The organism is Halomonas sp. MMSF_3323 (assembly GCF_030733595.1).
Classification (GTDB): domain Bacteria; phylum Pseudomonadota; class Gammaproteobacteria; order Pseudomonadales; family Halomonadaceae; genus Halomonas; species Halomonas litopenaei.
The window spans coordinates 14,683-28,407 of record NZ_JASHIT010000018.1 but is presented as its reverse complement, the minus strand read 5'-3'; the positions used below and the strand labels follow the sequence as shown (position 1 = coordinate 28,407).

At 64.6% G+C, this 13,725-nt stretch carries 16 protein-coding genes; all 16 read left to right on the top strand.

What is annotated here, in order from left to right; translation table 11 throughout:
* Window positions 1–238 precede the first annotated feature (238 nt).
* Complete coding sequence (locus RBB39_RS10830; protein ID WP_045991026.1) at window positions 239–589, top strand: hypothetical protein; 351 nt, start codon at window positions 239–241, stop codon at window positions 587–589.
* Window positions 590–642: 53 nt separating this feature from the next.
* Window positions 643–1,155 carry a hypothetical protein gene (locus tag RBB39_RS10825; protein ID WP_045991027.1) on the top strand — a complete coding sequence of 171 codons (513 nt, stop codon included), beginning with the start codon at window positions 643–645 and terminating at the stop codon, window positions 1,153–1,155.
* Between the two features lie 2 nt (window positions 1,156–1,157).
* Window positions 1,158–1,799, top strand: a complete 642-nt coding sequence (locus RBB39_RS10820) for a hypothetical protein (protein ID WP_045991028.1) — start codon at window positions 1,158–1,160, stop codon at window positions 1,797–1,799.
* 75 nt (window positions 1,800–1,874) lie between these two features.
* On the top strand, window positions 1,875–3,026 hold the full coding sequence (locus RBB39_RS10815) for a hypothetical protein (protein WP_052704198.1): 1,152 nt from the start codon (window positions 1,875–1,877) through the stop codon (window positions 3,024–3,026).
* 129 nt (window positions 3,027–3,155) lie between these two features.
* Window positions 3,156–3,860 carry a C39 family peptidase gene (locus RBB39_RS10810; protein ID WP_045991029.1) on the top strand — a complete coding sequence of 235 codons (705 nt, stop codon included), beginning with the start codon at window positions 3,156–3,158 and terminating at the stop codon, window positions 3,858–3,860.
* Between the two features lie 69 nt (window positions 3,861–3,929).
* Window positions 3,930–4,718, top strand: coding sequence for a hypothetical protein (locus RBB39_RS10805; protein ID WP_124802684.1), 789 nt, complete (start codon window positions 3,930–3,932; stop codon window positions 4,716–4,718).
* A 150-nt stretch (window positions 4,719–4,868) separates the two neighbouring features.
* Window positions 4,869–5,945 carry a transporter gene (locus tag RBB39_RS10800; RefSeq protein ID WP_231498461.1) on the top strand — a complete coding sequence of 359 codons (1,077 nt, stop codon included), beginning with the start codon at window positions 4,869–4,871 and terminating at the stop codon, window positions 5,943–5,945.
* Window positions 5,946–6,137: 192 nt separating this feature from the next.
* A complete protein-coding gene (ftsB, locus tag RBB39_RS10795; RefSeq protein ID WP_045991030.1) occupies window positions 6,138–6,473 on the top strand; it encodes a cell division protein FtsB in 336 nt (111 codons plus the stop codon).
* Window positions 6,470–7,198: a 2-C-methyl-D-erythritol 4-phosphate cytidylyltransferase gene (gene ispD, locus RBB39_RS10790; protein ID WP_045991031.1), complete on the top strand. Its 729-nt coding sequence runs from the start codon at window positions 6,470–6,472 to the stop codon at window positions 7,196–7,198. The genes ftsB and ispD overlap by 4 nt, the downstream gene beginning before the upstream one ends.
* 14 nt (window positions 7,199–7,212) lie before the next feature.
* A complete protein-coding gene (ispF, locus tag RBB39_RS10785) occupies window positions 7,213–7,749 on the top strand; it encodes a 2-C-methyl-D-erythritol 2,4-cyclodiphosphate synthase (protein WP_045991067.1) in 537 nt (178 codons plus the stop codon).
* Window positions 7,746–8,921, top strand: a complete 1,176-nt coding sequence (truD, locus tag RBB39_RS10780; RefSeq protein WP_071211075.1) for a tRNA pseudouridine(13) synthase TruD — start codon at window positions 7,746–7,748, stop codon at window positions 8,919–8,921. The genes ispF and truD overlap by 4 nt, the downstream gene beginning before the upstream one ends.
* The gene (gene surE / locus RBB39_RS10775; protein ID WP_045991032.1) at window positions 8,918–9,664 is read left to right on the top strand and encodes a 5'/3'-nucleotidase SurE; all 747 of its coding nucleotides are present in this window, start codon (window positions 8,918–8,920) and stop codon (window positions 9,662–9,664) included. The genes truD and surE overlap by 4 nt, the downstream gene beginning before the upstream one ends.
* Window positions 9,651–10,316, top strand: coding sequence for a protein-L-isoaspartate(D-aspartate) O-methyltransferase (locus tag RBB39_RS10770; protein ID WP_045991033.1), 666 nt, complete (start codon window positions 9,651–9,653; stop codon window positions 10,314–10,316). Before surE ends, RBB39_RS10770 begins: the two co-directional genes overlap by 14 nt.
* Before the next feature lie 35 nt (window positions 10,317–10,351).
* Window positions 10,352–11,305 (top strand): DUF368 domain-containing protein, encoded by a 954-nt coding sequence (locus RBB39_RS10765; protein ID WP_045991034.1) that lies wholly within the window; start codon window positions 10,352–10,354, stop codon window positions 11,303–11,305.
* Window positions 11,298–12,458 (top strand): peptidoglycan DD-metalloendopeptidase family protein, encoded by a 1,161-nt coding sequence (locus tag RBB39_RS10760; protein ID WP_045991035.1) that lies wholly within the window; start codon window positions 11,298–11,300, stop codon window positions 12,456–12,458. Before RBB39_RS10765 ends, RBB39_RS10760 begins: the two co-directional genes overlap by 8 nt.
* A gap of 110 nt (window positions 12,459–12,568) precedes the next feature.
* Entirely contained in the window at window positions 12,569–13,564 is a 996-nt protein-coding gene (gene rpoS, locus RBB39_RS10755) for an RNA polymerase sigma factor RpoS (RefSeq protein ID WP_045991069.1), read from the top strand.
* Window positions 13,565–13,725: the final 161 nt, after the last annotated feature.

Here is a 13,725-nt window from a genome sequence, read left to right as displayed (position 1 = left end):
TGCTGTACCAGTAACGGTACTTTTTGGAAAACCACCGACAAAACAGATAGTTGACGATGTTTTGTGCTGTTTTTTCTCATCGGCTGAAGGTGCGTTGTTTCATCCGCTTAACACTCTTCATTTCGCACAAAAATAAAAATACCTATAAATCAACAGATTATAAGTTGGCACGGCGATTGCTCTGTTCTTTGTGCAGGAGAAACACTGCAACGGGAACAGGACCCGAGGAGACGCCGACATGAACCAGACGATCGCAAACAGCCGGACCCTAGTCCTTGGCGCGTCCATCGCGATCGGTGTGGCGCTGGCCGCCACCGGATCCATGTCGGCCCGATCGGACACCGCGATGCTCGACGAGCAGCAGGTGTTCGGCGCTCCCGGGGAGCAGCACCTCGTCAATGACGGGGCGCTGGACACAATTCGAGGCCGCTTCGTGCCGGAGCAGGGAATCGACGCCGACGGCGTCATCCTCTGGGACGAACGGCCGGGACGAGGTGCCGGAGGCGGGGGCGACGACAGCAGCCATCGCGCAGCCAACGGGCTGAACAACCGTCAGAGCGCCAACGTCACTACGCAACGGGACTGGTGATCACCATGGGACACCTGAAGCACAAAGAAGGGCAAGGGGGAAGCGGGAACGCCGTGACGTGCCAGTGGCGTCTGGCCCTGGCCGCAGCGGTAGTAGCGGTGGGCCTGGTCGGTGTGGGGACCGACCAGAGCCTCGGCGCCGATCTTCGCCCCGGCGTCCAGCCCGGCGAGATCATCATGCTGCGAGAGGTCGAGACTGCGCCATTCGGCTACGTCAATCGCGAAAGCGGGCCGATTCGTGGCCGTGCCGACCTGATGCACAGCAGCAACATGGCGCGCAGCGCCACCGGCAGCGTTCACACCCGCATGGGTGGGGTCTCCGCGATCATGCTCGATGACACCCGGGCGGCCAGTATCTCCGCCGGCGTAGGCCGCGGCATGAGTCAGATGCACCGCGCCCTGGGTACCGGCGCCAATCTCGGCACCGGCCCCCTGGGCAGCAGCAATCGGGTAGCGACCTCGGTCGGTGGCGGATCGGCAGCCGGTGGCAGCGTGATCGGGGCGACCTCGGGTATCGCCAATACCGTGACTGGCGCGCTGGCGCCCCTGACCGGCGGGAGGCGCTGATCATGCGGATCTTCAAGCCTTCATTCGTGCCGGTACGGCTGACTCGCAGCCTGGTGCTTACCGCCGCCTTCGGGCTGGTGATGGTGAGCCCGGACCCGGCCCAGGGCCAGGACCTGAGCGGCCTGCGCAGCAGCAGCGTGATCAGCGGACAGGCGCTCAGCGGTGTCAGTGGTGTCGCGGCGGCCAACCAGGCCGCGGGCAACCAGAATCTGCAGTCCAACAGCGGCGCCCTGGCCATCGGTGATGGCGCCACCATCAACAATCGTCTGGTGCAGCAGGTGCGCATCGACGAACGACTCGCCGGCATGGAGGTGGGCACCGCCATCAGGGAGGGCGCCTTTAGTGGAGCCTCCGGGTGGATGTCCGTCAACCAGGCGGCGGGGATAGGCAACCTTCAGAGCAACAGCTTCGGCATGGCTCTGGGGAGCACGGTCAGCGGCCTGAGCGACGACAGTCTGCAACAGGTGCTGGCACCAAGGCAGGGGCTGAATGGGTCGAGCAGCAATGGCTCCGACAGCGCCATCCGGAATCTCGAGATCGATGAGAGTACCTTCGGGGGCGCCAGAGGAGTGATTCAGGTCAACCAGTCAGCCGGCACGGGGAACGCCACTCGCAACAGCTTCAGCTATCGCTTCAACCAATAGAGCAAGCGTGGAAGACAACGAGTGACGTCAATAAAAGCAGTGAAAAGACAGTACGGTTCATTCAGGAGAACGATCATGAAAACTTTCGAAAAAGCACCGCTCGCTCTGGCCATCTCTGCACTTCTGGTCGCACCGGCGGCACTGGCGGACAACAGCTTTGACACCGATTCCTACATGGATTCCGACGTCAACAACCGCTACGACGTTCATATCAAGAACGATTCCCACACCTACAAGCGGCTGGGTGCGCTCGGTGGAGCCCTGGTTACAGATGACAACTACTCCGGCGCCACCGTGGACAGCAAGCAGTTCAGCGACAACAACTATGCCACGCAAGACCTGACCACCAATGACGCGACCCTGGGCGGCAATGCCCTGCAGGGTGCTGCCGGTAATATCGGTGCCAACGTGGCCGCCGGTGACAACAACCAGCAGGCCAACGACGCCGCGCTGTCATCTTCCGACGCGGCCACCGTGTTCGGCCAGGCGGCCTCCTTCTCCTTCCAGTCCACCTCCAACAACATGACTGGCATCACCGGCAGCCCGAACACTGCCCTGATGGGTGGCAACGCCCTGCGTAACGCCAGCGGCAACATCGGCGTCAACGTCGCGGCCGGTATCGGCAACGCCCAGCACAACAGCCTGGCGGCAGCCGTCAACACCGCCAGCGGCAGCGCCGACGCCACCACCGGCGGCGTCCAGGCCAGCTACAACAACAGCACCACCACCGCAGGACAGGTCGTGACCCTGGAAAGCGGCTCCGAGTTCAGCGCCGGCGTGGTACTGGGCGGTGGCTACATCGGTGGCGGTGTCGGTAGCTACGAGGGCAACTGGGAGCAGACCAACGACGTCTATCCGGAAATCTGGCAGGGCGGCGACAGCCACCCCGGCGGCGAGTCCCTGTGGGGCCATGCTGACTTCGACGACCAGGGCCCGGATGGCAACGACGGTCGTTTCGAGGGTGAAGAAGGCGGTTCTCTCGGCTTCGTCGAGGCTGGTCTGATTGGCCTGGCCGGCACCGCTTCCGGTTCCAGCAGCTCCTTCAATGAAGTGCTGGTCTACCAGGAAAATACTGCCACTCTGAGCGGCAATGCCCTGCGCGGCGCCACCGGCAACATCGGCGTCAACATCGCCTCCGGCACCGGCAACATGCAGCGCAACTCGCTGTCGATTGCTTCCAGCATGGCGAACTCAAGCAACACCGGTGGCGTGGGCGGCGAGAACTGATACCAGTCTCCGCTGCGCGAATTCCCCGGCCCATCTGGGCCGGGGATCTTTCCAACAAGACACCAGCGCCAAAGCTCACCAAGAAGCTGGCCAATACGACACTCACCATCTGGATACGGGGGACAGGTCATGACACTGCCACGCTGGCCGCTGGCCGCGGCACTGGCCATCGGCCTCGCACTACCACTCGGCAACACCCAGGCTGCCACCATTCGCCTGGGAGGGATCGTGCCGGGGACGGTGATCAACAAGGACGTGCAGTCCATCCGTGAGCGTCGCTACGAGAATCTGGTCGAGCAGCGCACCGACTTTTCCTGTGGTGCCGCTTCGCTGGCCACCCTGCTCAAGTACGCCTACCAACGTCCCGACACCACCGAGCACGACGTGCTGGCGGGGATGCTGGAGGTAGCCGACCTGGAGCTGGTACAGCAGCAGGGCTTCTCCCTGCTGGATCTGAAGAACTATGTCGAGACCCTGGGCCTACGCGGGCGCGGCTATGAAGTCGACGCCGAGACCCTGGATGACGTCTCGATTCCGGTGATCGTCCTACTGGACCTCAACGGCTACAAACACTTCGTGGTCATGAAGAAGGCCAGCGCAGATCGCGTCTATGTCGGTGATCCGGCGTTGGGCAACCGGGTGATGTCCCGGGACGAATTCATGGCCGCCTGGAACAATATCATCTTCGCGGTGGTGGGCGACGGCTTCGATCGCTATACCGCCTTGCTCGATCCGCGCCAGCCTTTGACGGCGCATCGAATGAAGGACGTGTTTTCGCCCGTCTCACGCGAGCAGATGATCGACTTCGGTTTCCGTCACGCTGAACTGTTCTGATAACGATAACGCTCTTTCGGCAAGGCTCAGCGGCGAGCAGGAAGGCGCCGTCGATCAGGGGGCAACACCATGATGGGACATGACAGGGGACCAGGGCTGAAATACTGGGCAATGCTGTTGGCATTGTCGTTGGCTCTGGGCGCACCGGCAGCGTTGGCTGCCACCACCGACTTTGACCGCTTCGAGGGTTTCAGCGAGGCGCGTCAGCTATCCGACAGTGAACTGGGACAACAGCGCGGGCGCTTCGCCGATAAGGGGCGCCTGATGTTTTTCGGGGTGCAGATGGTCAGCGAATGGCGCACCGCGGCGGGGGATCATCTATCTGCCGGGGCGCAGATGCTGGGTGATCTGAGTCGAGGCCAACCCACGGTGAGCTTCCAGCCCACCATTACCGTGGTGGAGAGCGCCGCGGGTCTGGCAAGTCTTGGCAACGGTGCAACGATAGTCGATCGGGGCACCGCCAACGCCTCCGGCGTGGTGCAGTCGATCCAGGCGGGGGGGGACTTCAACGTCGCCGCCAATGACCTGGTCATCGATGTCATGGACGCCTCGAGCTTCGGTGGAGTGAGCCCGGACACCAGCGGCAATCTGACCCGCTCCATCGCCGGCAGTACCATCGCGGTATCCGCCGTCGGCAACAACATGAGCGTATCCGTGGACATTCCGGGTATGGGCAGCATCAGTCAGGCCATTGTACCCGGCGGCGGGCTGAATCAGGCGATCCAGCTCTCCAGCAACATGCAGCAGGTGCGCAACCTGACCCGGCTGCAGCTGTATATGGGTAACCAGGCCGGGGTGGGAGACAGGGCGGTACCCGGCATGCTCAGCGGCATCAAGTCCGCGGCGGCACTGCGTTGACAGCTATGAAGGATTTGGCCGTCGTAAACGCACAATTTGACTACACTTTACCAGGAGTGTCGGGGGACCCTGCTGGAAGGGGAGCAGAAGGGCGCAGTAGACGCTCGACAAGAAGTACAAACGATTTCATTCGGGGACAAGGAGATCGACGTGAATATCGTCATCAACAGGACGCTCTGCCCGCCGTTGGCGGGCCTTTTACTGGCCGGTGCTGCGGCGCCTGCTCTTGCACAACAGACCGTCGGAGCCGAACAGCAAGAAGCGCTGGAATCCCAGGAGGCCTCGCGCAGCGTGCAGGATATTTTCCGCGAGGAGCACGCGCTGTTTTCCGATCGCCTGACCATCGAACCCGGGATCACCTACACCTACTCGGATCGGGATAGCCTGGCACTACGCGGCTTTCTGGCACTGGACGCCATCTTTCTCGGCGAGCTGAATCTCGACAATGTCGAGACCCACATTACCACCCTGGATATCAATACCCGTTATGGCCTGACCGATCGGCTGGAAGCCAGCATCAATGTGCCCTTCGTCTATCGCACCACCACCATCCAGTCCATCGGTGGTGAGTTCTCCACAGAACGCAATGTGGAGGATGACGTCGATGAAGCCGGGCTAGGTGATATCTCGGCGAGCCTGTCCTACCGGCTGCTGCCGGAGACCGTGGAGAGGCCCGACGTGGTGGTCAGTCTGGGGGTGCGTGCGCCCACCGGCAAGGACCCCTACGGCATCGAAATCGAGCAATCCGATACCGCCGGTAACCTGTCGGTTCCCAAGGAATTGCCTACCGGCAACGGCGTCTGGGGCGTGACTGCCGGGGTGTCGGTACTCAAGACTCTGGACCCGGCCATCGTCTTCGCCAACCTGGGCTACACCTACAATATCGAGGAAGATTTCGACGATATTTCGGCGGGTGAGGGTGATCAGCGCGCCGATGTGGATCTGGGTGACAGCATCAGCGCAGGCTTCGGTACCGCCTTTGCCTTGAATGAGCGGCTGAGTCTGGCGTTGTCCTACTCCCACGAATATATCCGCAAGACCGAGATTACTCCGGAAGGTGGCAATGAGACCGAGGTTATCGGCAGTGACGCCACTATCGGGGTGTTCAATATCGGTGGCACCTACGCCATGACCGATTCCACCTCGGTGGTCACCAACCTGGGCATCGGCATGACCGATGACGCCTCGGATATCAGCCTGACCTTCCGTATGCCGTTCCAGCTATAGAGCGGTTGGCATTTAACCAGCGCAAGAACGCTCGCCAGTGAGTCGGGCGACACTCGGGGTCGGCCGATTGCGTTGGTGCCTCTGGTCTTGATGCGCTCTCCTGGCCATCGTGACATGGGCCGACCCGCGACTCGCCCCCGACCGGGCGGCGATGGCATACTAGGCGCCGAATCGAATGTCGACGGTACCTGCATGCTCAAGACCTTGGCGATAGTGCTGCTGGCACTGCTCGCCCTGCTTCAGTATCGACTGTGGCTGGGCCAGGGCGGTGTCATGGAAATGAATGAAGTCAGCGGGCGGGTGGCGGCGCTGGAGGCGGAAAACCAGCCCCTGCGCGATCGCAATGCTCGCCTTAGCGCCGAGGTGGTGGACCTCAAGACCGGTCTCGATGCCATCGAGGAACGCGCTCGCAGCGATGTGGGCATGGTGCGCACCGACGAGCAGTTCTTCTGGGTGCCCGGGGTCGAGACCGACGTCGCCCCGGTGGCCCAACCGACACCGGGATCTGCCCAGGGGGCCAGTGAATGAGCCGACTGTGGCTGATCGTGCCGGCGGCGGGCGTCGGCAAGCGGGTCGGCGGGACCTGCCCCAAGCAGTATCTCGAAGTGGCGGGGCGACCGGTGCTGGCGCATACCCTGGCGCGGCTGCATCAGAGCTTTCCCGAGGCGCGGCTGTGCCTGTGCCTGGCGCCCGATGACGACTGGTTCGACCCGGCGCTGGTCCCCTTTACCGACTGGCAGCGGGTGGCCGGCGGCGCCGAGCGCGTGCACAGCGTGGTCAATGCCCTGGCGGCGGTCGCCGCCCAAGGCGCCCCCGATGACCTGGTGCTGGTGCACGACGTGGCGCGCCCCTGTGTCAGCGCCGATGACCTGTCACGGCTCTACAACGCTGCCCTAGCGAGCCCTGACGGGGCGCTGCTGGCCTCGCCGGTGGCGGATACCATCAAGCGTGACGATGGCCAGGGGGCGGTGGCGAACACCGAGGACCGACGGGGTCTGTGGCAGGCCCAGACGCCCCAGGCATTTCGCTTTGCTCTGCTTCAGGAAGCTCTGGCGCGGGCGCTGGCGCCGGACGGCATCGGTGTCGGCCGGATCACCGACGAGGCGTCGGCGGTTGAGGCCCTGGGCCGCGCGCCCCGACTGGTCGCCGGTCGCCGCGACAATATCAAGATCACCCACCCCGAGGACCTGCGCCTGGCCGAGTTGATCCTGGCCGGCGACGCGGTGCTCCGGGATCTGCACGAGAGTTCATGAACATGCTGCTGCCCCTGCGCATAGGCCACGGCTTCGACGTCCATCGCTTCGGCGAGGGTGACCACCTGATGATCGGGGGCGTGCGACTGCCCTTCGATCGGGGGTTCGTGGCGCACTCCGATGGCGACGTTCTGTTGCATGCCATCAGTGATGCGCTGCTGGGCGCCTGCGCCCTCGGTGATATCGGTCACCTGTTTCCGGATACCGACCCTGAGTGGAAGGGCGCCGACAGTCGCGACCTGCTGCGGCGGGTGGTGGCACGGGTGGCGCAGGCCGGCTACCGGGTGGCCAACCTGGACGCCACCCTGATGGCCCAGGCGCCGAAGATGGCACCGCATCTCGGTGCCATGCGCGACGCCCTGGCCGAGGACCTGGGCATCGACAGGGGCGCCATCAACGTCAAGGCCACCACGACAGAGCGTCTCGGCTTCACCGGGCGTGGCGAGGGCATCGCCGCCGAGGCGGTGGTGCTGATGGCGGCCATTGACAATGATGCCACCAGCGCCGCCGGGGACCCTGGCGCCAGTGTCACGAGGGCCGAATCGACATGAGCGATGCCATCGTCTGGCCCCCGGACTGGCCGCGCTATCTGGACGAGCGTTTCGGCGCCCCGATGGCTGGGCGTTACCGGGAAACCCCCGAGGATTTCCAGGTCGAGGAGGACCTTGGGTTCGCTCCTGAGGGCCAGGGCGAGCACCTGTGGCTGTGGATCGCCAAGCGTGACACCACCACCGCCAGGGTCGCCTCGACCCTGGCCCACCAGTGTCAGGTGAGTCGCCGCGACGTCGGTTATGCCGGCATGAAGGACCGCACGGCGGTAACGCGTCAGTGGTTCTCGGTGCATCTTGCGGGGCGTGAGGCGCCGAAAGATCTCGACGCACGACTGGCGGCGGAGGGCTATGTGGTCGAGGCCGCCAGCCGTCATCCGCGCAAGCTCAAGCGTGGGGTCCATCGCGGCAACCGCTTTCGTCTGAAGCTGACCGGCGAGGTGGCTCGGGACCCTGGGCTCGAACAGCGCTTCGAGGCCTTGGTGAGCGACGGGGTGCCCAACTATTTCGGGCCCCAGCGGTTCGGTCACGAGGGGCGCAACCTGAGCAAGGCCTGTGCGGTGCTCGAGCGCGGCTGGCGCAAGCGTGATGACCGCGAGGGCATGCTGTTGTCCGCCGCTCGCAGCTACCTGTTCAACGCCCAGTTGGCCGAGCGTCTGCGCAGGGGCTGCTGGCGAGAGGTGCTGGCCGGCGATGTGATGATGCTGGAAGGTACCCACAGCCTGTTCGACGTGGAAAGCCCCGATGACGCCTTGAAGGCGCGCCTCGAGCAAGGCGACATCCATCCCGCCGGGGTACTCTGGGGGACCGGTGGCAGTCGCGCCCGGGAGCGAGCCGAGGCGCTGGAGCAAGACGTCCTGGCCGAGGCGCCGGCGCTTTGCGCCGGACTCGAGAAGGCCAGGGTCAAGGCGTCCCGACGGGCGTTGAGAGTCATGCCCACCGAGGCCCGTCTATGGCGTCAGGGCGACGCGGTGTGGCTCGAGTTCCGCTTGCCCGCCGGGGCCTTTGCCACCGCCGTGCTGCGTGAGCTGATGGATCACCCCACCTTGAGCTTTCGCAACGCGCCGTCCGTCGACGAGCCTTTAGTGAAGGAGCCTGTGGCCAGGCAGCCTGGGGAAGAGCTGACCGGGGACGCGCAACCAGTGGCCGAGCAACACCAGGGAGATACACCATGAGGAGACTGCTGCTATCCAACGACGACGGCGTCAACGCGCCTGGCTTGAAGGCCTTGCATGACGCCCTCAGCCCCTATGCCAAGCTCAGGGTGGTCGCCCCCGATCGTGATCGCAGCGGCGCCAGCAACTCCCTTACCCTGTCGCGTCCGCTGTCGCTCAGCCCCATGGACAGCGGCTTCTACAGCGTCGACGGTACCCCCGCCGACTGTGTCTATCTTGGCGTCAACGGCGTCTGGGACGAGACGCCGGATCTGGTGATCTCGGGTATCAACCATGGCGGCAACCTGGGCGACGACGTGCTCTACTCGGGCACCGTGGCGGCGGCCATGGAAGGGCGCAATCTGGGCATGACGGCCATCGCCGTGTCACTGGTCGGGCACCGCTACTTCGAGACCGCTGGCCGGGTGGCGGCGAGCCTGGTAGGGGCACTGGAGCAGCTTTCGCTGCCGCCGCGCAGCCTGCTCAATGTCAATGTGCCGGATGTGCCGTGGGAGGAGCTGCGCGGCTTTCGCGTCACTCGCATGGGCTATCGTGGCCCCGCCGAACGCCCCATCGAGACGCGCGATCCCCGTGGACGGTTGCGCTACTGGATCGCCCCGGTGGGGGAAAATGCCGACGATGCGCCGGACACGGACTTCGCCGCGGTGGCGGAGGGTTACGTCTCCATCACCCCGCTGCAGACCGATCTGACCCGACACGCCGCACGCGATGATGTGCAGGACTGGCTTGATGCGCTCACCTGATCTCAGAGGCGTCGGCATGACGTCCCAGCGAACCCGGGACCGCATGGTCAGCCGCATGCGCGAGCAGGGCATTCGCTCGTCTCGCGTGCTCGAGGTGATGGCGCGGGAACCTCGCCATCTGTTCCTTGACGAGGCCCTGGCGCATCGTGCCTACGAAGATACCGCGCTGCCGATCGGCCATGGCCAGACCCTGTCGCAGCCCTGGATCGTCGGACGCATGAGCGAGCTGATCCTCGAGCAGGCGCCCGAGCGAGTGCTGGAGGTGGGCACCGGGTCAGGCTACCAGACGCTGATCCTGGCACGTCTGGTGACGGAACTCTGGTCGGTGGAGAGGATCAATGCTCTGCATCGTATCGCCGCCTCGCGCCTGCGCCTGTTGAAGACCTACAACGCGCGCTTGAGGCTGGCCGACGGCGGGCACGGGTGGCCCGAGGCCGCCCCCTTCGACGCCATCCTGCTGACCGCCTGTGCCAGCGAACTGCCCGAACCTCTGCTGTCCCAGCTGGTGGACGGCGGCGTGCTGATCGCGCCGCTGGAAGGCCACGATGGACGCCAGTGGCTGACCCGTGTACGGCGCGAGGGAGAGCGCTTTGAATTCGAACGGCTGGAGCCGGTACGCTTCGTGCCGTTACTTGAAGGAGTAATTCGTTGAAACATTCGCTAGGCCTCTACCTCCGGGGTGCGGGCATGGGGGCGGCGGATGCCGTCCCGGGAGTCTCCGGGGGCACCATTGCCTTCGTCACCGGCATCTACGAGGAGCTGATCCACACCATCAAGCGCTTCGGTCCCAGTGCCTTCGGGGCGCTGAAACAGGGCGGCGTCAGGGGGCTCGTCGCTCACCTGAACCTGCGCTTCCTGCTTCCGCTGATGGCCGGCATCCTGACCAGCCTGATCACCGTGGCTCACCTGGTGGTGTGGCTGCTGGATAGCCATCCGCTGCTGCTCAACGGCTTCTTCTTTGGCCTGGTGGCGGCGTCGGCGCTGGTGGTCGGCAAGCACCCGGCCGACTGGCGCTGGTGGCACATGCTGCCGCTGGCGCTGGGACTGATGCTGGCCCAGGCGCTGCCGTCGCTGATGCCGCTGGTCAACGCCCTCGGCAGCCCCTCGCTGGTACTGGTCGTCGGTGGCGCCATCGCCATCAGCGCGATGCTGTTGCCCGGCGTCTCGGGTAGCTTTCTTTTGTTGAGCATGGGCCTCTACGACGTGGTAATGCAGGGGATCCGCGGTTTTGATGTACCGCTGCTGGGGCTGTTTGCCCTGGGGTGCCTGGTTGGCCTTTTCACCTTTTCGCGTCTGCTGTCGTGGCTGCTGCGGCGTCATCACACCGCCACCCTGCAGCTGCTGGTCGGCTTCATCGTGGGCTCGCTGCCGATCCTCTGGCCCTGGCGGGAGCTGACGCGCTATCAGCTAGGCAGTGACAATCAAGTCATCCCGCTGGACTATCGTTATCTGGCCCCCTGGGATTATTCTGCGGTGACCGGAGAGGCCGCGCAGCTGGTGGGGGTGACGCTGCTCGCCATCCTCGGCATGCTGGTGGTCCTCATCGTTGCCAGGGTTGGCGCTTCGTCCGCCGCCCGCGAAGACGCCAACGCTAGCCGCTCGACGCGGTCAGCCGACAAGGAGACACCACACGATGCATAAGACTCTCGTCATCTCCAGCCTGGCGCTGGTCCTGGCCGGCTGTGTCAATCAGCAGGGCCCGAGCCAGCCGGTCCAGGTTCAGGACCTGTCGTCGGCCCGTGCCGCCCAGGTGCCTGCGCAGTACACCGTCGAGTCCGGCGATACGCTGTACGGCATCGCCTGGCGCCACGATATGGACTTCCGCGAACTGGCCCGGATCAACAATATCCAGCCTCCCTACCGCATCGACGTCGGCCAGACGCTGAGCCTGTCGGCCAACGGTCAAGCCCCGTCGTCGGGCGCCGGTAGCCAGCAGGTAGCGGGCGCGCAGGCAGGCCAGGGCGGGGCGGTGGCAACGCCCCTCGGCCAGGAAAGTCAGAACGCTCAGCCCTCCTCCGAGGATCTCGAGTGGCTGTTGCCGGACGGCAGCACCGAGACCGTGAGCGCGAGTACCGAGCAGATCAGCGGTACCGCGGCCCAGGGCGCGGCCGCCGTGGCCGGTGTCAGCGCGACCGCTCCGGGACCGGTGTACGACTACGACACCCCCGGCGCCGATGGCAGCCTGAGCAGTCAGGATAAGGCCGAGCGCGCCCAGCGCGAAGCCGAGGAATCGGTGGTGGCGGCCGCCGAGGAAGAGGCCAGGGCACAGCAACAGCAGCAGGCCGAGGCTAGCGATTCTGCACAGTCAGAAACCGTGGCCGCCAACGCTTCACAGGACAGCGGCAGCAGCAGCCAGGCCACGTCTTCCAGTGGCGGCGAAAGCGCTTCAAGCGGCGGGTCCCGGACCTATACGCCGGTCGATGAGGTCCCCTGGCAGTGGCCGGCCGACGGCCAGATTGTCAGCCAGTTCGGCGAGAGTTCGAGCATCACCGCCGGCATTGATATCGGCGGTCAAAAGGGGCAACCTGTCAGAGCGGCGGGGCCGGGCAAGGTGGTCTACGCGGGCAGCGGTGTGAGGGGCTACGGCAAGCTCATCCTGCTCAAGCATAACGATGAATACCTGAGTGCCTACGCCCACAACGACAGTCTCAAGGTCAGCGAGAACGATGTCGTCGAGGCAGGCCAGGTCATCGCCACCATGGGGGATTCCGACGCCGAGGACGTACGCCTGCATTTCGAGGTGCGCAAGGACGGCCAGCCGCAGGATCCGACGAAATATCTTCCTTCCCGTTGAGAAACGGCAGTTTCTCCAGGATGAGCGTCACACAATAATAATCTTTGGCGTTGATCGTAGTGGGTGACGACAACGCCGGGTCGCAACCACGGGGTAGCTATACGATGAGCATGCTTGAACGGGATCTTCAGGATGTGAATCTCGAAACGGTAGACGAGGCTGACGAGGACGCCGTCGAGGACGTGACGGACGAGGTCGAAGAGGTCGAGGAAGCCGAGGACGAGACTCAGGCGTTCGAGAAGGCGCTGGGTCGCGAGGATCGCTATGCGCGCCAGAGCCTCGACGCCACCCAGATCTACTTGAACGAGATCGGCTTCTCGCCATTGCTGACGCCGGAGGAAGAGGTCTATTTCGGCCGTCTGGCGCGCAAGGGCGACCCCCAGGGGCGGGCTCGGATGATCGAGTCCAATTTGCGCCTGGTGGTGAAGATCGCGCGCCGCTACCTCAATCGTGGCCTGACCCTGCTGGACCTGATCGAAGAGGGCAACCTCGGCCTGATTCGTGCGGTGGAGAAGTTCGATCCGGAGCGCGGCTTTCGCTTCTCGACCTACGCCACCTGGTGGATTCGCCAGACCATCGAGCGGGCGCTGATGAATCAGACCCGCACGATTCGCCTGCCGATCCACGTGGTCAAGGAACTCAACATCTACCTGCGCGCCGCCCGCGAGCTGACCCAGAAGCTCGATCACGAGGCCACCGCCGAAGAGATCGCCGAACATCTGGACAAGCCCGTCGAGACCGTCAAGAAGATGATGGGGCTCAACGAGCGGGTGTCCTCGGTCGACTACCCCATGGGCGGCGAGAGCGACAAGCCGTTGATCGAGACCCTCACCGACGACAACGAGCAGGGGCCCGAGTCGACGTTGGTCGACGGTGACGTCAAGGCCCACGTCAATCACTGGCTGGCCGAGCTTACCGAGAAACAGTGCGAGGTGGTGGTGCGACGCTTTGGCCTTCGTGGCCACGAGGCCGCCACCCTGGAGCAGGTCGGCGAGGAGATCGGCCTGACCCGCGAGCGGGTGCGCCAGATCCAGGTCGAGGCGCTCAAGAAGCTGCGCCGGATGCTCGACAAGCAGGGCCTGTCGCTGGACGCGATCTTCGAGTAGCCCCGTCAGCCTGGCGTGACCAGAGCGCTGTCGGTGGCGGTGCCCGCAAGTAGATGATATCAGCGCATGCTGGGGCGCTTGGACAGAGGCATGTGCCCGGCCTTCAAGACTGACCCCGTGAGACGTATCCCTAAGCGCCAGGCCAAGCCTGGCGCTTTTTT

Bases quoted from the DNA above. Each gene is read 5' to 3' on its own strand.
- RBB39_RS10805 (WP_124802684.1), top strand. From the start codon at position 3,930: ATGATGGGACATGACAGGGGACCAGGGCTGAAATACTGGGCAATGCTG.
- RBB39_RS10820 (WP_045991028.1), top strand. From the start codon at position 1,158: ATGCGGATCTTCAAGCCTTCATTCGTGCCGGTACGGCTGACTCGCAGC.
- ftsB (WP_045991030.1), top strand. From the start codon at position 6,138: ATGCTCAAGACCTTGGCGATAGTGCTGCTGGCACTGCTCGCCCTGCTT.
- truD (WP_071211075.1), top strand. From the start codon at position 7,746: ATGAGCGATGCCATCGTCTGGCCCCCGGACTGGCCGCGCTATCTGGAC.
- ispD (WP_045991031.1), top strand. From the start codon at position 6,470: ATGAGCCGACTGTGGCTGATCGTGCCGGCGGCGGGCGTCGGCAAGCGG.
- RBB39_RS10810 (WP_045991029.1), top strand. From the start codon at position 3,156: ATGACACTGCCACGCTGGCCGCTGGCCGCGGCACTGGCCATCGGCCTC.
- RBB39_RS10830 (WP_045991026.1), top strand. From the start codon at position 239: ATGAACCAGACGATCGCAAACAGCCGGACCCTAGTCCTTGGCGCGTCC.
- RBB39_RS10760 (WP_045991035.1), top strand. From the start codon at position 11,298: ATGCATAAGACTCTCGTCATCTCCAGCCTGGCGCTGGTCCTGGCCGGC.
- rpoS (WP_045991069.1), top strand. From the start codon at position 12,569: ATGCTTGAACGGGATCTTCAGGATGTGAATCTCGAAACGGTAGACGAG.
- RBB39_RS10770 (WP_045991033.1), top strand. From the start codon at position 9,651: ATGCGCTCACCTGATCTCAGAGGCGTCGGCATGACGTCCCAGCGAACC.
- RBB39_RS10815 (WP_052704198.1), top strand. From the start codon at position 1,875: ATGAAAACTTTCGAAAAAGCACCGCTCGCTCTGGCCATCTCTGCACTT.
- surE (WP_045991032.1), top strand. From the start codon at position 8,918: ATGAGGAGACTGCTGCTATCCAACGACGACGGCGTCAACGCGCCTGGC.
- RBB39_RS10765 (WP_045991034.1), top strand. From the start codon at position 10,352: ATGGGGGCGGCGGATGCCGTCCCGGGAGTCTCCGGGGGCACCATTGCC.